Below are 17715 nucleotides of genomic sequence, written 5' to 3'. Positions count from 1 at the left end.
CCGGCGAGGGGCCGCGCGATTTCGTCACACAGGGGGCGTGGCGGGGATGACACCGGGGGCGCAAAGCGCTCGGCCCGGGAGAGGGATCAGGCCCTCAAATCCTCAACAGCCACACATTCGACAGGTCTGACACGAACGGCACATGCGACGACAACCCGTGGCGGTAGCCGCGGTGCCGGATGTGTGAGCCGTCGTGAACATGATCCGATTAAAGCAGACACCCGTCCCGCAATGGAAATGTCATTGCGCCGGGACGCCTGCGACCGGACCCGACGAAGCCCCGGCGACCATGGATTCCATGGTCGCCGGGGCTTCGGGGCTTCGGGCGCCGCTTCGTTGGGCGCGGGTCGATCAGGCCGCGAGGACGGCCGTCTTGCGCAGGTAGACCAGGCTCAGCCGAGGGCTGACCTTCTCGATCCGGCCGGAGACATACCCGAGCCGCTCGTACAGTCGCAGGTTGTTCTCGCTGCGGTGACCGGTGAACAACTCGTACTCGGCCGCGTCCGCGAGCTTCTCCTCGATCGCGCGCAGCAGTCGGGTGCCGAGCATGTGCCGCTGCAGCCGGGGGTGCACGACCAGTTTGCCGATCCGGGCCACGCCGTCCTCGATGGTGCCGCGTACCGAACCGACGACCTCGTCGCCCAGGCGCGCCACCAGGACGGTGTGCGTGTCGAACTCGGCGCGCAGGCTCTCCAGGCTCTGCGTCAGCGGCTCGATGCCGTAGTCGTTGTACAGGGCTGCTTCGCCCTGGTAACAGAGGTACTGAAGCTTGAGGATCTGCTCGGCGTCGGATACGTCCGCCGTGCCGATGCCTACGTTCTGCCCCATCGGATTGCTCCCCTGATCGCCCTGATCACCGTGCGGATGTGTGTGCCGCAGCGTCATGCCACAGTGCCTCCGCGAAGGGGGAGGGTTGTCCCCTTCTCGAACACGAGCGTGAACACTGCATTCGTCACTGTTCCACACGGCTTTTCCCGGACTTCTACCCGGTCCTCACCTACGCGCAATCCGCTGTTCAGGCAACCGCTCGGGCCAAGTGCCCCCGATCGAATGATTTTTGCGTCGGCCGGTCGGCCCACTACAGGCCGGTGACCCGGCGCACGACCCCCTCCTTGATCGCCCGCACCGTCGAGAACGGCTCGGTGACCCGATGCACGAGCAGGGTCAGGTGCGCGTCGGCGCCCACCACGTACCGCGATCTGGGCGACTTGACGGTGGCCGCCTCGACGATCGTGGCGGCCACCGTCTCCGGGTCGCTCCACAGCGGCTTCATGATCGAAAAGCCCAGGTCCATTCGCTGGAAGGCGGTCGCGAAGGCCCCGCCGCGATGCCGCTCGACGGCCTCGGCCATCTCGTCGGTGACGCCGCTGCGGAACCCGCCGGGCGAGACGACCACGACGTCGACCCCGGCGCCGGCCACCTCCACGCGCAGCGCGTCCGAGACCGCCTCCATCGCGTGCTTCCCGGCCTGGTACCAGCCCAGCAGCGGGTAGCTGATCTGCCCGGCGAGCGAGGAGATCTGGATCACGCGACCCCACCCACGCCCGCGCATGTGCGGGATGGCCAGGCGGGCCAGCCGCATCGGGCCGAACAGCGCGGTCTCCATTTGGTGCCGGGCGTCCTCCTCGGACACGTCCAGCACCGGCGCGAAGGACGTGCCGCCGGCGTTGTTGACCAGGATGTCGGGGCGCACGTCTTCGATCACGTCCTTGCCGCCGGCCGCGTCGGTGATGTCCAGGAGCACGGTGCGCACCTCGACGCCGGCCTCGGCCGCCGCCGCGGCGACCGTCTCCGCCTTCGCCGCCGAGCGCACCGTGCCCACCGTGTGGACGCCCGCCGCGGCGAACGCCAGCACGGTGGCCAGCCCCAGGCCGGAGTTGGCCCCGGTGACCAGTGCCGTTCTGCTCACGCGCGACCCGCCTCGACGCCGGCGGCACGGGATTTCGGCCGTCCGCGGCGCGCCGCGGCATTCCCGGTCGGCTTGGCCGCGGCGCTCATCGTCGCGCCCTTGCCGGCCCGCTCGCCCAAGCCCGAGCCCGAGCCCCCACCCGCGCCGGCGCCGGACGTGCCGGCCGCCTGGCTGCGCCGGGGAGCGGGCACCTTGATCGCGGGCACCAAAGCGGCAGCGGCCTCGGGCTCGGACCCGGGCTCGAACCCGGACCCGGGCCCCGGCACGGACTCGACCTCGGGCCCGGACCCCGGCACGAACTCGGGCTCGGACTCGACCTCGGCCTCGAACCGGGCCCCCTCCCGCGCCGCCGGCGCGTGCACCCCGCCGGCGACCGCCTCGGCCGCGGCCTCGCCGACCGGATCGCTCGCCCGATCGGCGGGGAGATCGTGCACGCTCTGCTCCGGCGCGAGCTCGTCGGCCGCCTTCAACAGCAGGTTGAGCTGCTCGACGATGCTGTCGGCCAGCGCGAACGGGTCCGGCAGCGCCTCCTTGTCCGCGAGCACGCCGATGTCGATCTGGTCGTGGTAGCTCATGCCACCGATGAACAATCCGAAGCCGTCGGCGATGATCCCCATCGAATGGAATGCCTCCACCTTCTGCCCGTGGGCATACAGGGGCGTGCGCGGACCGGGCACGTTCGAGATGGTGGCGTTGCACAACGCGGGCAGCACGGCGGCGAGTTGCGCATCCCGGTACAGCCCGCCCAGCAGGCCGAGCAGGGCCGGCGGCGGCGTCTCGGCCAGACCGGTGAGCAACTCGCCGCCCATTGCGCTCTGTACGGCTTTGGCTGCGTTGGAGTTCTCGTGGATGCACAACAGTCGCTCGGCGGGCTCCGCGACGTCGGTGGCCAGCCCCACGAGCATGCCGGTGATCATGTTGCCGCCCGCGCGCTCACCACCGCGCGTGGCGTCCACGGGCACCGTGGCGATCAACTGCCGATCGGGCAACTCGCCCAGCCCCTGCAGCTGTTCGCGCAGCGCACCGGCCACGATCGCGAGCACGACGTCGTTGACCTTGACCCCGAACGCGTTCTTGACCAGCTTGACGTCGGACAGCGAGACGGTGCAGAACCCGTACGAACGCCGTTTGCCGATCGGCTCGTTGTACCGGGTCCTCGGCACGTTCAGCGGCAGCGCCCGCCCCAGTCGCCCGGTCAGCGCGGCCTGCACGACGCCCTGCCCCAGCCGACCGAGTTGCCGACCCACCCGGACCGGGGTGCCGGCCAGCGAGAGCGCGCCCTCGCGCACCGCCTGCCAACCCTGCGGCGGTTCGATCCCCTCGACCGGCGCCACCACCGGGACCGCCTCGGACGCGAGCGACGCGTCGGGGTCGGCGTCGAAGAAGATCTCCTGCATGGCCGCGCCGGAGCGGCCGTCGATGCACGCGTGATGCACCTTCCACAGGTGCGCGACGCGCCCGTGCTCCAAGCCTTCGACGATCCACCACTCCCACAGCGGCCGATCCCGCGGAAGCCGGTGTCGGTAGATCTCCTCGGCCATGACGGTGAGTTCACGCCGTCCGCCCGGGGCCTCCAGGGTGGCCCGGTGCAGGTGGTTCGCAAGCTCGAAGTCGGGGTCCTCGACCCAGTGCGGCCGGGCCAGCCCCCACGGGCCCTGCACCAGTTTGCGACCGAGCAGCGGCAGCCGGGGCAGACGCGCGGCCAACCTGCGCTCGAAGGCCGCGCGATCGACCCGGCCGCCGGTGTCGGAGGCGTCGACGATGGTCAGGCAGACCACGTGCGCCGGCCACTCCTGCGACTCCAGGGCCAGAAAAGCCGAATCCAGACCGGAGAGCTTCACCAGGTGTTCCTCCTCCCGATGCCCGACGAGGTCAGGGCATCCTCGATGAAGCGGCGCGCCTGTCGGTTCCACACGGCTCCGATGTGCGAGCCGCGGTACCAGCAGACGGATGGTTCCTCCCAGTGCTTCCAGAGCCGGTACGCCTGCTGCGGGGTGGCCATACGGTCGGCCAGGCCGGCATAGACGAAGCGGCGGTCCAACGGCACCCGCGGTGTCATCGCCAGCGGCGAGACCACCCGGTGGACCGTCTCGGCCTCCTCGCCGAGCAGGCCCGCCGCGCGTACCTCGCGCTTGATGTCGTCGGGTGCGTGGTGCGACATCACCCACGCCATGTCGACCGAGGGAACACCGACGATCACGCAGTCGAGGTCCTCCAGACTCGCGACCAGGGCGGCGACGTAGGCCCCCAGCGAGAGCCCGTGCACCGCGATCGGGGTGTCCCCCTGCCGGCGGACCCAGTCCAGGCAGCGGCGCACGTCCCACACGGCCTGTCCCAGGCCGTGCACGTTGCCGAGGTAGTCGAACGAGATGAACGGCGTGTCCTGGGCGCGCGCGGACTTGCGCGGCCCGTGCATCGGCAGCACCGGGTGGATCACGTTGATGCCCAGTTCACGGTGCAGCCGTTGGGAGTGGAACGCCGTCAGGTCGCCGGGGCGCCCCATGCCGAAGCCGTGCAGGTTCACCAGCCACGGCCGCGGCTTGCCGGGGTGGCGCAGCACGTACGCCCACACCCGCTGGTTCGCGCCCGCCGCCTGCCACCGGGTGGCGCCCGGAACGCCCGCCCAGGGCACGTACTCGCTGACGAACGCCAGCTGTTCGTACCCGATCGTGCCGTAGAGCCTGCCCCGCAGCACCGGATCGATCAGCGCCGGCGGCTCGGGGTGGAACAGGGTCGGGTCGTCCAGATAGGTCTCGGCGCGGAACTTGTGCACCGCGTCGGAGATTTCCTCCCGGATGCGCAGGGCGTCCTCGGGATCGGGCGAGAGCCGACCGGTCGCCAGGAGCGCGACCACGACCTCGTCGAGGAAGGCCGCGTAGACCAGCCCCGGCGTGGGAAAGACGGTCGGCATCTCCGGATAACGCCGGCGTTCGGCGCGCAGCGAGCGCACATAGGAGCGCACCCCGAAGCCCACGGACTGGGGCACGCTGCGCAGCAGCCCGGCAATCGGCAGGTCCGAGAGCATGGAAGCGGACTTCTCACCCTCGGAACGTATGCGGCGCAGGCGATCGAGCATGCTGATCCCTCCCCTCGATCAGGGCCGACCCTAGTACGCGACGCACGGAGCGAACACAGTTAATCGCTTCTGGTAACGGCGATTTCACATTTGGGACTGGAACCTCGACTTCCGCTCACACACGTGCAACAGGCCCGAAACCGGACTCGGTCCGCCCCCGGCACGACAAACTGCTCCCGGACACGCCGATGGGCCCGCTTCCTCCCCCCGGAGAATGCGGGCCCATCGTCTCAGCTCGATCGCGGTGCCGTCTGGTGTTATGCGCCGGCCCACGTGCGCTGGGCGGCCAAGTCCAGCCGAATCTCCGCGAGTTGCTCGGCGACTCGGGCCGGGGCGGTGCCGCCGCGCCCGTCCCGCGAGGCCACCGAACCGGCCACGGTCAGCACCGAGCGCACCTGTGGAGTCAACTCCGGCGAGATCTCCGCGAGTTGATCATCCGTCAGGTCCCACAGTTCGAGCCCGCGCGGCTCGCAGTACTTCACACACGCGCCGGCCACGTCGTGCGCGACCCTGAACGGCGTGCCCTGGCGCACCAACCACTCGGCGATGTCGGTGGCGAGCGAGAACCCGGCCGGGGCCAACTCCGCCATCCGCTCCCGGTGGAAGGTCAGCGTGGCGATCATGCCGGTGAACGCCGGGAGCAGCACTTCGAGCGTGTCGCACGAATCGAAGACCGGCTCCTTGTCCTCCTGGAGATCGCGGTTGTAGGCCAACGGCAGCGCCTTGAGCGTGGCCATCAGCCCGGTCAGGTTGCCGATCAGCCGGCCGGACTTGCCGCGCGCGAGCTCGGCGATGTCCGGGTTCTTCTTCTGCGGCATGATCGAGGACCCGGTGGAGAAGGCGTCGTCCAGGGTCACGAAGGAGAACTCCTTCGTGTTCCAGATGATGATCTCCTCGGCCAGCCGGGACAGGTTCACCCCGAGCATCGCGGTGACGAACGCGAACTCGGCCGCGAAGTCGCGCGAGGCGGTGCCGTCGATCGAGTTCGCCGCGGATGCGGAGAACCCGAGGTCGCGGGCCACAGACTCGGGGCTGAGCCCGAGCGAGGAACCCGCGAGCGCGCCGGATCCGTACGCGGACACGTCCGCGCGCCGGTCCCAGTCGCGCAGCCGGTCGGCGTCGCGTGCCAACGCCTGCACGTGCGCGAGCAGATGGTGGGCGAGCAGCACCGGCTGGGCGTGCTGGAGGTGGGTGCGGCCCGGCATGACCACGTCCGCGTGCGCGGCGGCCTGTTCGACCAGCGCCTCCTGGAGGTCGGCCAACAGCCGGCCCAGGATCCGCGCGTGCTCGCGCAGGTACATCCGACCCAAAGTGGCGATCTGGTCGTTGCGCGAGCGCCCCGCGCGCAGCTTGCCGCCCAGGTCGGGGCCGAGGATTTCGAGCAGTCCGCGCTCCAGCGCGGTGTGCACGTCCTCGTCCGCGATGGTGGCGACCAGGTCACCGGACTCGACGTTGTCTTCCAGCGTGTCCAGGCCGGCGAGCATGCGAGTCAGCTCGTCGTCGCTGAGCAGCCCGGCCGCGTGCAGCACACGCGCGTGCGCCCGCGAGCCGGCGATGTCGTACGGCGCGAGCCGCCAGTCGAAGTGCACGCTGGCGGAGAGCAGGGCGAGGGCTTCGGAGGGGCCGCCGGAGAAGCGGCCGCCCCACAGGCTCACCCGATCGGGGTTGTTGGTCACGACCGGTCGTTGTCCCGCCGTGCGGCAATCTTGCTGGACAGGCCGAACAACTCGATGAAGCCCTTGGCCTGCGACTGGTCGAACGTGTCGCCCGTGTCGTAGGTGGCCAGGTTGAAGTCGTAGAGCGACTCCTCGCTGCGCCGACCGGTGACCACGGCCCGACCGCCGTGCAGGGTCATCCGGATGTCGCCGGACACGTGCTCGTTGGCCTCGGCGATGAAGCCGTCCAGGGCCCGCTTGAGCGGGGAGAACCACAGGCCGTCGTAGACCAGTTCGGCCCAGCGCTGCTCGACCGTGCGCTTGTAGCGGGCCAGTTCGCGCTCGACGGTGACGTTCTCCAGCTCCTGGTGCGCGGTGATCAGCGCGATCGCGCCCGGGGCCTCGTACACCTCGCGGCTCTTGATGCCCACGAGCCTGTCCTCGACCATGTCGATCCGGCCGATGCCCTGGGTGCCGGCCCGCCGGTTCAGCTCCTCGATCGCCTGGAGCACGCTGACCGCGCGGCCGTCGATGGCGACCGGCACACCGCGCTCGAAGGTGATCACGACCTCGTCCGCGTCCCGCGGTGTGGCCGGGTTCTGGGTGTACTCGTACACGTCCTCGATCGGCGCGTTCCAGATGTCCTCCAGGAACCCGGTCTCCACGGCCCGCCCGAAGACGTTCTGGTCGATCGAGTACGGCGACTTCTTGGTGGTGGCGATCGGCAGGTTCTTCGCCTCGGCGAACGCGATCGCCTTGTCCCGGGTCATCGCGTAGTCGCGGACCGGGGCGATGCACTTGAGCTCGGGAGCCAGCGAGGAGATGCCGACCTCGAACCGGACCTGGTCGTTGCCCTTGCCGGTGCAGCCGTGCGCGACGGTGTCGGCGCCGTGCTTCTTCGCGGCGGCGACCAGGTGCTTGACGATCACCGGGCGCGAGAGCGAGGAGACCAGCGGGTAACGGTCCATGTAGAGCGCGTTGGCCCGGATCGCGGGCAGGCAGTAGCCGTCGGCGAACTCGTCGCGGGCGTCCGCGACCTCGGCCTCGACCGCGCCGCAGGCCAGCGCCCGCTTGCGGATGATGTCCAGGTCCTCGCCGTTCTGGCCGACGTCGACGGCCACCGCGATGACCTCGGCGCCGGTTTCCTCGGCGATCCACTGAATACAGACGGAGGTGTCGAGACCTCCGGAGTAGGCGAGTACGACGCGCTCGGTCACGAGCGTGCTCCTTCGAAGAGTGATCGGGCGGATCTGGTGCGGTGTTTCGCCGGAGCCGAGCGCTCTAGCGGGGTGCGGAAGTGTGGGTGGCCGGACACGGCCTAGGCCTTGTTCTCGGCGAGCGCCAGGAGGTGGGCGGCGAGCGCCGCGCCTCCCTCGGGGTCGCGCGAGACCATCAGGATGGTGTCGTCGCCGGCGATGGTGCCCAGGATCAGCCGCGACTCGGCGTGGTCCATGGCCGAGGCCAGGAACTGGGCCGCCCCGGGCGGTGTGCGCACCACCACGAGGTTGCCCGACGCCTCGGCCGACACCAGCAGTTCGCCGGCCAGGCGCGACAGCCGGCCCTCGACCGCGGAGTCCTCCAGTGGCGCCCGGGGGGTGCGGTCGCCACCTTCCGCCGGTACGGCGTAGATGAGCGATCCCTCGCCGTCGCGGATCTTGACCGCGCCGAGCTCGTCGAGGTCCCGGGAGAGGGTGGCCTGGGTGACGGCGAGGCCGTCCTCGGCGAGCAGCCGGGCGAGTTGGTTCTGCGACCGGACCCGGTGCCGGGTCAGGATGTCGACGATCCGCCGGTGCCGGGCGATCCGGGTGCTGGGCACCGCGTACACGCCCTCGACCGGGGTCGCTTCACTGCCGTGCTCGCTGCTCATGGGACGACCTCGCCTAGCGTTCGACTCGTCGTCGGGTGTGGGTCACGGTGTTCCTCCGGCGGGTGCGGCGGCGAGGCCGGCGTCCAGGATGGCGGGCAGGGCTCCGAGCAGCGCGTCCACGTCCGCGTCGTCGACGACGAGCGGCGGGGCGAGCCTGACCCGGGTGGGCACTGCGGCGTTGACGAGGAAGCCCGCGTCCTGCGCCGCCTTTTGCACGGCCGGCGCCACCGGTGCGCTGAGCACGATACCGATCAACAGCCCTGCTCCGCTGACCCGTGCGACCAGCGGATGGGCGATCTTTTCGATTCCCGCCCGAAGCTGCTCGCCCAGGCGCGCCGAGCGCGCGCACAGGTCCTCGTTCTCGATGGTCTCCAGCACCGCGAGCGCCGCGGCGCAGCACACCGGATTGCCGCCGAACGTGGTGCCGTGCTGGCCCGGTTGCAACAGCTGCGCCGCCGCGCCGAACGCCACGCAGGCGCCGATCGGCAGGCCGCCACCCAGGCCCTTGGCCAGGGTGACCACGTCGGGTTCGATGCCCAGTGGCTGGTGTGCGAACCACGCGCCGGTGCGGGCTATGCCGGTCTGGATCTCGTCCAGGATCAGCAGCGCGCCGTGCGCGGCGGTGATCTCCCGGGCCGCGACCAGGTAGCCCTCGCCGGGCATGACCACACCGTTCTCGCCCTGGATGGGCTCCAGGATCACCGCGGCCGTCTGCGGTCCGACCGCGGCGCGCAGCGCCTCGATGTCGCCGTAGGGCACGAAGTCGACGCCGCCGGGCAGCGGGGCGAACGGCTCGCGCTTGGCGGGCTGGCCGGTCATCGCCAGCGCGCCCATGGTGCGGCCGTGGAAGCCGCCCTCGGCCGCGATGATCTGCGGCCGGCCGGTGCGCCGGGCGAGCTTGAACGCGGCCTCGTTGGCCTCGGCACCCGAGTTGCCGAAGTAGACCCGGCCGGGTCGGCCGAACAGGTCGAGCAGCCGTTCGGCGAGCGCGACCGGCGGCTCGGCGATGTAGAGGTTGGACACGTGGCCCAGCCGGCCCAGCTGGTCGCTCACCGCGGCGGCGATCGCCGGGTGGGCGTGGCCGAGCGAGTTGACCGCGATGCCGCCGAGGAAGTCGACGTAGGTGTTGCCGGCGCTGTCCACGACCCGCGCCCCCAAGCCGCTGACCAGCTCGATCGAGGGCGTGCCGTAGTTGTTCATCAGCGACCGGTTCCACCGCTGTGTCAGCGCACCCGTTCCGGTGTTCGTCATGCCGCCCCCTCCGCCTCGTCGTCGTGTCCGGCGAAGGCGCCGGACTGCCGGGCCGGGACCACCATGGTCCCGATCCCCTCGTCGGTGAACACTTCCAGCAGCAACGAGTGCGCGACCCGCCCGTCCAGGACGTGCGCGGCCGGCACCCCGGCCCGCACCGCCCGCAGGCACGCCTCCATCTTGGGGAGCATGCCGCTGGAGAGGTTCGGCATCAACGCCGCCAACTCGTCGGCGTCCAGGCTGGATATCACCTCGTCGCTGGTGGGCCAGTTCGCGTACAGCCCCTCGACGTCGGTGAGCACGACCAGTTTCTCCGCGCCCAGCGCGACCGCCAGCGCGGAGGCCGCGGTGTCCGCGTTGACGTTGTAGACGTGCCCGTCGGCGCCACGGGCGATCGAGGAGATCACCGGGATGCGGTTGTCGTGCAGCAGTGCCTTGATCGCGCCCGGGTCGACCTCGACGATGTCGCCGACCAGACCGATGTCGATGGCCTCGCCGTCCACGATCGCGTGCCGCTTCTCGGCGGTCATCGTGTGCGCGTCCTCGCCGGTCATCCCGACGGCGAACGGACCGTGTGCGTTGATCAGGCCGACGATCTCGCGCTGCACCTGGCCCGCGAGCACCATGCGCACCACGTCCATCGCCTCGGGCGTGGTCACCCGCAGGCCGCCCGCGAACGAGGACTCGATGCCCAGCCGGTCCAGCTGCGCGCTGATCTGCGGGCCGCCACCGTGCACGATCACCGGGCGCAGCCCGGCGAAGCGCAGGAACACCAGGTCTTGGGCGAAGGCGCGCTTGAGGGCGTCGTCGACCATGGCGTTGCCGCCGAACTTGATCACCACGGTCTTGCCGTAGAAGCGCTCCAACCACGGCAGCGCCTCGATCAGCGTGCGCGCCTTGGTCAGTGCCGCATTGTTGCGGCCCTGTTTGCCGGCCGATTCCGTCCGCATCCCGCTCCCCCTCGTCTGGCTGTCCGTACCGGTCATGACGAGTAGGCCGAGTTCTCGTGCACGTATTCGGCCGTGAGGTCGTTGGTCCACACGGTCACGGCGGCGTCGCCCGCGTTCAGGTCGGCCACGATGTGCGTCTCGCGCGGGGTCATGTCCACCAGCTCGCGGTCCTCGCCCACGAAGCCGTTGCGACACACCCATACGCCGTTGAACGCGACGTCGAGCCGATCCGGGTCGAAGGCCGCGGCGGTGGTGCCGATCGCGGCCAGCACCCGGCCCCAGTTGGCGTCCTCGCCGTGCACGGCGCACTTGAACAGGTTGTTCCGGGCGATCGAGCGGGCCACCTCCAGGGCGTCCGCCTCGGTCGCGCCGCCCACGACGTCGATCCGGATGTCCTTGCTCGCGCCTTCGGCGTCGCCGATCAGCTGCCGGGCCAGGTCGCCGGCGACCGCGCGCACCGCCTCGGCGAACGCGGCGAGGTCGGGCTCGACGCCGGAGGCGCCGGAGGCCATCAGCAGCACGGTGTCGTTGGTGGACATGCAGCCGTCGGAGTCGATCCGGTCGAACGTGGTGTGCGTGGCGCCGCGCAGCACCGCGTCCAGCGTCTCGGCGTCGACCGCGGCGTCGGTGGTGAGCACGACGAGCATCGTGGCCAGGCCCGGCGCGAGCATGCCCGCGCCCTTGGCCATCCCGCCGACCGTCCACCCGGCGGGGTCGGTGACCACGGCCTGCTTGTGCACGCTGTCGGTGGTCTTGATCGCGATCGCCGCGTCCTCGCCGCCGTCCGCGCTCAGCGCCGCGGCGGCCTTGGCCACGCCCGGCAGCAGTTTGTCCATCGGCAGTTGCAGGCCGATCAGACCGGTGGAGGCCACCACGATCTCGCCCGCGTTGAGCCCGAGCAGCTCGGCGGCCCGCTCGGCGGTGGCGTGCGTGTTGCCGAAGCCCTCGCTGCCGGTGCACGCGTTGGCGCCACCGGAGTTGAGCACCACCGCCTGCACCTGGCCGGCCTTGACCACCTGCTCCGACCACACCACCGGTGCGGCCTTGACCCGGTTCGAGGTGAACACGGCCGCGCCGGCGATCGAGGGGCCGTCGTTGACGACCAGGGCCACGTCCGGCAGGCCCGTGCTCTTGAGGCCCGCGGCCACGCCCGAGGCCCGGAAGCCCTTTGCTGCGGTGACGCTCACGGTGCTACCCCTGTCTTGCTCAGTCCCAGGTCCTCGGCCAGGCCGAGGGCGATGTTGGTGCTCTGGATGGCGCCGCCCGCGGTGCCCTTGGCGAGGTTGTCGATCGCGCCGACCACGACCACTCGGCCGGCCCGCTCGTCGACGGCGACCTGCAACACGGCGGTGTTCGCGCCGTAGACCATCGCGGTCGCCGGCCACTGCCCCTCGGCCAGCAGGTGCACGAAGGGCTCGTCGGCGTAGGCCGCGGCATACGCCGCGCGCACCGTCTCGGCGCCGACGCCGGGCGCCAGCCGGGCGGTGCAGGTGGCCAGGATGCCGCGCGACATCGGCACCAGGGTCGGGGTGAAGGAGACCGTGACGTCCGCGTCGGTGACCGCGCGCAGGCCCTGGATGATCTCGGGCGTGTGCCGATGCACCCCACCCACGCCGTACGCGCTCGCGGAGCCCATCACCTCGCTGCCGAGCAGGTGCGTCTTGGGTGCCTTGCCCGCTCCGGAGGTGCCGGAGGCGGCCACCACGACCCAGTCGGGCTCGACCAGGCCGGCGGCCAGCGCGGGCACCGTGCACAGCAGTGAGACGGTCGGATAACAGCCCGGCACCGCGATCCGCCTGGTGCCCGCCAGCGCGGCCCGGCCGCCCGGCAGCTCGGGCAGTCCGTACGGCCATGTCCCGGCATGGGAGGATCCGTAGAACTCCTCCCAGTCCGCCGCCTCCCGCAGGCGGTAGTCCGCACCGCAGTCCACCACGAGCACGTCCGCGCCCAGCTGCGCGGCCAGCGCACCGGACTGTCCGTGCGGCAGGGCCAGGAAGACCACGTCGTGACCAGCGAGGTTCTCGGCGGTGGTCTCGGCGAGCACCCGGTCGGCCAGCGGCAACAGGTGCGGCTGCAGCTCGCCCAGGCGTCGGCCCGCGTTGGACCCCGCCGTGAGCGTGCCGATCTCGATCTCCGGGTGCGCGAGCAGCAGGCGCAGGAGTTCCCCGCCCGCGTAACCACTCGCCCCGGCCAGTGCCGCCTTGGCCCCCATTACCGCCTCCTCGTGAGGAGCATGACTATACGGATATGCGAATCTCTATGCAAGTACGGTGCGTGACCGCCGGGACCGGCCCCCGTTCCGGGCAAGCCTGCCGCCCGTTGCCGCCACCCCAGTAGGGCGCATGGCCGGTGCGTTAGGATCAGCCGACTTCCGATACGCGCTCCCCAGTGGGCAGTCGACCGCCGGCGGGACGGCAGCGACGCGCAGCAGACGGCGGGCGCCCCCGCCCAGGAAACGAACGAGACCACGTGACCCCTCCCCCCGGCACCTCCGGGCCCGCCGGCGCCTCGGGCGCCACCGGCACGGACCTACAGTCCCCGACCGGCGAGCCGCACTCGGCTCCCGAGCCGGACCCCGCCGACGCGTCGGCGGATCCGTCCTCGGCACGGCGTCGGCACCCGCGCGTCCCGTTGCCGGACCTGCTCGCCCTGGGGCTGCCGACACTGGTGTTCGCGATCATGGGCTGGCATCAGCGCTGGATCACCGACGACGGCCTGATCTTCACCCGCGCGGTCCGCGAGATCCTGGCCGGCAACGGCCCGGTGTACAGCTCCGGCGAACGGGTCGAGACGTCCACCAGCACGCTGTGGCAGTGGCTGCTCGCGCTGCTCGGGTGGATCACCCCGTTCGACTACGCGCCCACGGCCGTCTACACCGGCCTGATCCTGGCCGTGATCGGACTGTGGCTGTCCCTGGACGGCACCCGCCGACTCTTCCGCGGCATGGCCGTCACCCGCCTGCTGCTGCCCGCCGGCGTGCTCGTGTTCATCGCCGTCCCCTCGGTGTGGGACTTCGCCACCGCCGGCATGGAGACCGGCCTGATCCTGTTCTGGATCGGCCTGTCCTGGTGGTTGCTGATCGGCACCTGGCTGCGCCCGGTCGACACCCACACCACCCGCCGCACCCTCGCGCTCTCCCTGTGGTTCGGCCTGGGCCCGCTGGTCCGCCCCGACCTGGGCCTGACCATGGTGGTCCTGCTCGTCGCGCAATTCCTGCTGATCGGCGCGCGCTGGCCCAAGGCCCTGGCGATGCTGGCCTGCGCCGGCTTCCTGCCCGCCGCGTACGAGATCTTCCGAATGGGCTACTACGGCCTGATCTTCCCGATGCCCGCGCTCACCAAGGAGGCGTCGGGCTCGTTGTGGGGGCGGGGCTGGGACTACCTGACCGACTACATGCGGCCGTACCACCTGTGGATCCCGATGATCCTGATCCTGGTCGCCGCCGCGGTCGCCCTCACCCGGCGCCGCCCGGCCGACCGCCGCACTTGGATCGTCATCGCCACCCCCCTGGTCGCCGCCCTGGGCCAGACCGTCTACGTGCTCAAGGTCGGCGGCGACTTCATGCACGGCCGGATGTGGCTGCCGATCCTGCTCCTGGTGCTGCTCCCGCTCCTGCTCGCGCCGCTGGACCGGCTGGTCACCCCGGCGATCGTGCTCGTCGCGATCTGGGCCGTCGTCTGCGGCACCACGCTGCGCTCCGGCGTGATCACCACGCCCGCCCCCGACGGCAACGGCAACCAGGTCTGGAACGAACGCGACACCTATGCCGCCTGGACCCGGACCGACAACCCCACCACCGAGGAAGCGCACATCCGGACGCTGCCGACGATAAAAGAGGCCTTCCGCAACGAAAAGGCCACCGGCGAGCGTTTGTTGTTCGTGGACCCGAACTACATGAAGCTCCCGCCGCTGCCGCTGCGCCGTGATCTGCCCTTCGACAAGGGCCTGGTCATCGGCCGCCTGGGCGTGGGCGGCTCGATCACCCCGCCCGGCGGCATCGTGGTCGACGTGTGGGGCCTGTCCAACACGGTCGGCGCGCACATCACCGAGACCCGACACACCGCGGCGGGCCACAAGAAACTGCTGCCCTTCGCCTGGAACGTCGCGCTGTACGTGGACCCGGCCGGCGACGCACTGGTGCCCGAGGACGCCGCGCCCGCCGCCGAGATCCGGGCCGCCCGGGCCGCGCTGCAATGCGGTGACCTCAAGGAACTCGTCGACTCGGTCACCGAACCGATGTCCGCGTCACGCTTCTGGAAGAACCTGACCGGCGCCGCGGGCCGCACCGACCTGCGCATCCCGGCCAACCCGATCCAGGCCGAGAAGAAATTCTGCACCCCCTCCTGAGCCCGCCATCGGCCCGGCGGGCGATCATCAGTGGTTATGGTGTGGTCGGCCCGCCCGCCCCGTCTGGAGTCAACGAACCATGAGCCTCGTGAGTGTGCTTTCCGGGCGCTCGCGCTCCGGGCTGCGGGCCCATCCCTCGACGGACGGCCCGCAGCCCCGCGGCATCACCCGCTGGAACACCGCGATGGTGCTGGTGCCCACGCTGATCCTGCTGGTCCTGGGCTGGCATCGACGCTGGATCAGCGACGACGGCCTGATCTTCACCCGCACGGTCCGCCAGATCCTGGCCGGGCACGGCCCGGTGTTCAACGTCGGCGAACGCGCCGAGGCGTCCACGAGCACACTGTGGCAGTGGATCCTGGTGCTGGCCTCGTGGATCACCCAGATGGACGTGGGCCGGCTCGCGGTCCACCTCGGCCTGCTGTGCACCACCGCCGGCTACGCGCTGGCCCTGCACACCACCCGCCGGCTGTACACCCGCGGCACCACGACGATCCCGCTGGTGCCCCTCGGCGTGATCGCCATGCTCGCGCTGCCGCCGGTGTGGGACTTCGCCACGTCCGGCCTGGAAACCGGCCTGACCACGCTGTGGACCGCCGGCTGCTGGTGGCTGCTGGTCCGCCTCCCGCACGACCCGCGCGCCCGGGTCACCTACGGCCTGGCCTTCCTGGCCGGCCTGGGCCCGATGGTGCGGCCCGACCTGGCCATCGCCACGCTCGGCTTCCTGATCGCGCTCGCCGTCATCCGCCGCCCGCGCGTACCGCACTCCCTGGCCCTGCTCGGCACCGCATTCACCGTGCCGCTGCTGTACGAGATCTTCCGGATGGGCTACTACGGCGTCCTGCTCCCGCTGCCGGCCGTCACCAAGGAAGCCTCCGCCGCCGACTGGTCCCGAGGCTGGAACTACGTCCGCGACCTGACCGACCCGTACCACCTGTGGATCCCGTGCGTCGTGCTCCTGGCCGTCCTGGTCGGCCTGTCCGTACCGCGTCTGCGCGACCCCGCAGGCGCGGGTGCGCGCCTGCGCGCGATCGACCGGGCCGGCCGGGCCCGGATCACCGTGTTCGCGGTGCCCGCCCTGTGCGGCCTGGCGATGCTGCTCTACGTGATCCGCGTCGGCGGCGACTTCATGCACGCCCGGATGTTGCTGCCGGGGCTGTTCATGCTGCTCCTGCCGATCCTGCTGGTCCCCGCGAACCGGCTCGCGATCCCGGCGGCCACGGTCCTGATCGGCTGGGCCACGGTCTGCGCGATCACCTTCCGGGTGCCCTACGAGGGCATCGGCCCGCGCGGCATCGCCGACGAACGCGCCTTCTACATCGGCGCGCTCAAGGTGGCCAACCCGGTCACCGCGTACTCCTACGTGGCCAACTACCCACGCTTCCCCGCCGCCGCGAAAGCCGCCCGCGCCGACCACACGCACGTGATCGTCTACCCCTGGTACGACGGCTTCTACGTCACCGCGCTCGACCCCGACCTGCCCGCCCCGGTCGCCACCGTCTGGAGCAACCTGGGCATGAACGGCGCCAACACCCCGCTCGACGGCGTCTCCGTCGACATCCTGGGCCTGGCCTATCCGCTCGCCGCCCACGTCGAACTCACCACCCGCGGTCGCCCCGGCCACGAGAAGGCGATCGACATCGCCTGGGTCTTCGCCCAGTACGCCTCCCCCGACGCCGTCCTGCCGCCGGGCATCGACCCGGTCCGGGTCAAGGCCGCCCGATACGCCCTCACCTGCGGCGACGCCAACCGGGGCAAGCTCAAGGAGCTCCAGGACTCGGTCCACGAACCGATGTCCTGGAGCCGCTTCAAGAAGAACTTCACCGGCGCCTTCGAGCGCACCTCGTTCCGCTTCCCGGTCGACCCGGTCACCGCCGCCAAGGAGATCTGCGGCGTCGACGTCCTCGCCAAAGGCGTCCTCCCCGAGGACAACCCCAACCGCTGACCCCCACGCCGGCCCACGGGCCACGCCCGCACCCCCGGCCTCACCCCCGTGAGCGCACCGTCACGTCATCGATCCGCGAATCGCCCGGCAGCGTGAGCGTCGACACCACGACCCCCGCCACCGTCGCGGGATCGCTGTAGCGCTCGGGCTCGAACTCCCCGCCCTCCTGCTCCCGCACCCCGCGCTGCATCGCCGTGGCCGTGCGCCCCGGATACACGCTGGTCACCCGCAGCGCCGGCTCCTCCTCCCGCAGCCCGTCGGCCAGCGCCTTCAGCGCGTGCTTGCTCGCCGCGTACGCCGTCCAGCCCGCGTTGGTCCGCAGCCCCGCCCCACTGTTGAGCAGGACCACGTCGGCCCGGCCGCGCCGCAACGCCGGCAACAGCACGCGCGTAACCTCCGCGACCGCAACCACGTTGACGGTCAGTGTGCGCGACCACACCGCCTCGGCCGTCTCCGCCACCGTGCCCAGTTCCGCGATGCCCGCACTGTGCACCAGGCCCGCGAACGTCTCCTCGGCAAGCGGCGCCAACGCGTCCGCGATCGTCTCGGGACGCTCCAGGTCCGCGACCACGGTGCGCACGCCGGGCCCGGCCAACTCCGCGGCCCGCCGCTCCGACCGCACGATCGCGACCAGGTCGTGGCCGCTCTCCCGCAGCCGCCGGGCAATCTCCGCACCGATACCGCTGCCCGCACCGGTGATCACATAAGTACTCAT

The 17715-nt window shown here is 71.2% G+C and carries 14 protein-coding genes; 2 read left to right on the top strand and 12 right to left on the bottom strand.

Annotated elements, in window-relative coordinates:
• Positions 1-351 precede the first annotated feature (351 nt).
• The 11 genes from ACZOOI_RS27070 to argC all read right to left on the bottom strand — a co-directional run bounded on the left by ACZOOI_RS27070 (position 352) and on the right by argC (position 12920).
• Positions 352-828 (bottom strand): GNAT family N-acetyltransferase, encoded by a 477-nt coding sequence (locus ACZOOI_RS27070; RefSeq protein ID WP_391582012.1) that lies wholly within the window; start codon positions 826-828, stop codon positions 352-354.
• Between the two features lie 250 nt (positions 829-1078).
• The gene (locus ACZOOI_RS27065; RefSeq protein ID WP_465278281.1) at positions 1079-1909 is read right to left on the bottom strand and encodes an SDR family NAD(P)-dependent oxidoreductase; all 831 of its coding nucleotides are present in this window, start codon (positions 1907-1909) and stop codon (positions 1079-1081) included.
• Entirely contained in the window at positions 1906-3750 is a 1845-nt protein-coding gene (locus tag ACZOOI_RS27060; protein WP_465278280.1) for a wax ester/triacylglycerol synthase family O-acyltransferase, read from the bottom strand. Before ACZOOI_RS27060 ends, ACZOOI_RS27065 begins: the two co-directional genes overlap by 4 nt.
• Entirely contained in the window at positions 3747-4985 is a 1239-nt protein-coding gene (locus tag ACZOOI_RS27055) for an alpha/beta hydrolase family protein (RefSeq protein WP_465278279.1), read from the bottom strand. Before ACZOOI_RS27055 ends, ACZOOI_RS27060 begins: the two co-directional genes overlap by 4 nt.
• A gap of 257 nt (positions 4986-5242) precedes the next feature.
• On the bottom strand, positions 5243-6661 hold the full coding sequence (argH, locus tag ACZOOI_RS27050; RefSeq protein WP_465278278.1) for an argininosuccinate lyase: 1419 nt from the start codon (positions 6659-6661) through the stop codon (positions 5243-5245).
• Positions 6658-7857 carry an argininosuccinate synthase gene (locus ACZOOI_RS27045; protein WP_465278277.1) on the bottom strand — a complete coding sequence of 400 codons (1200 nt, stop codon included), beginning with the start codon at positions 7855-7857 and terminating at the stop codon, positions 6658-6660. Before ACZOOI_RS27045 ends, argH begins: the two co-directional genes overlap by 4 nt.
• Positions 7858-7958: 101 nt before the next feature.
• Positions 7959-8507, bottom strand: a complete 549-nt coding sequence (locus tag ACZOOI_RS27040) for an arginine repressor (RefSeq protein WP_396004803.1) — start codon at positions 8505-8507, stop codon at positions 7959-7961.
• 42 nt (positions 8508-8549) lie between these two features.
• Positions 8550-9758, bottom strand: coding sequence for an acetylornithine transaminase (locus ACZOOI_RS27035; RefSeq protein ID WP_465278276.1), 1209 nt, complete (start codon positions 9756-9758; stop codon positions 8550-8552).
• Positions 9755-10708 carry an acetylglutamate kinase gene (gene argB / locus ACZOOI_RS27030; RefSeq protein WP_465278275.1) on the bottom strand — a complete coding sequence of 318 codons (954 nt, stop codon included), beginning with the start codon at positions 10706-10708 and terminating at the stop codon, positions 9755-9757. Before argB ends, ACZOOI_RS27035 begins: the two co-directional genes overlap by 4 nt.
• Before the next feature lie 32 nt (positions 10709-10740).
• On the bottom strand, positions 10741-11895 hold the full coding sequence (argJ, locus tag ACZOOI_RS27025; protein WP_465278274.1) for a bifunctional glutamate N-acetyltransferase/amino-acid acetyltransferase ArgJ: 1155 nt from the start codon (positions 11893-11895) through the stop codon (positions 10741-10743).
• Positions 11892-12920, bottom strand: coding sequence for an N-acetyl-gamma-glutamyl-phosphate reductase (gene argC, locus ACZOOI_RS27020; RefSeq protein WP_465278273.1), 1029 nt, complete (start codon positions 12918-12920; stop codon positions 11892-11894). Before argC ends, argJ begins: the two co-directional genes overlap by 4 nt.
• Positions 12921-13177: 257 nt before the next feature.
• Between argC and ACZOOI_RS27015 the strand changes: the two genes are divergently transcribed.
• Positions 13178-15055 carry an arabinofuranosyltransferase AftB family protein gene (locus ACZOOI_RS27015; protein WP_465278272.1) on the top strand — a complete coding sequence of 626 codons (1878 nt, stop codon included), beginning with the start codon at positions 13178-13180 and terminating at the stop codon, positions 15053-15055.
• Between the two features lie 88 nt (positions 15056-15143).
• Entirely contained in the window at positions 15144-17000 is a 1857-nt protein-coding gene (locus ACZOOI_RS27010) for an arabinofuranosyltransferase AftB family protein (protein ID WP_465278271.1), read from the top strand.
• 40 nt (positions 17001-17040) lie between these two features.
• On the opposite strand, the gene ACZOOI_RS27005 is transcribed toward ACZOOI_RS27010, so the two are convergent.
• Positions 17041-17715 (bottom strand): SDR family oxidoreductase, encoded by a 675-nt coding sequence (locus ACZOOI_RS27005; RefSeq protein WP_465278270.1) that lies wholly within the window; start codon positions 17713-17715, stop codon positions 17041-17043.

Source organism: Embleya sp. L77, from assembly GCF_055557415.1.
Note: the sequence above shows the minus strand (reverse complement) of the source record. Positions and strands in the feature narration are given on the sequence as shown.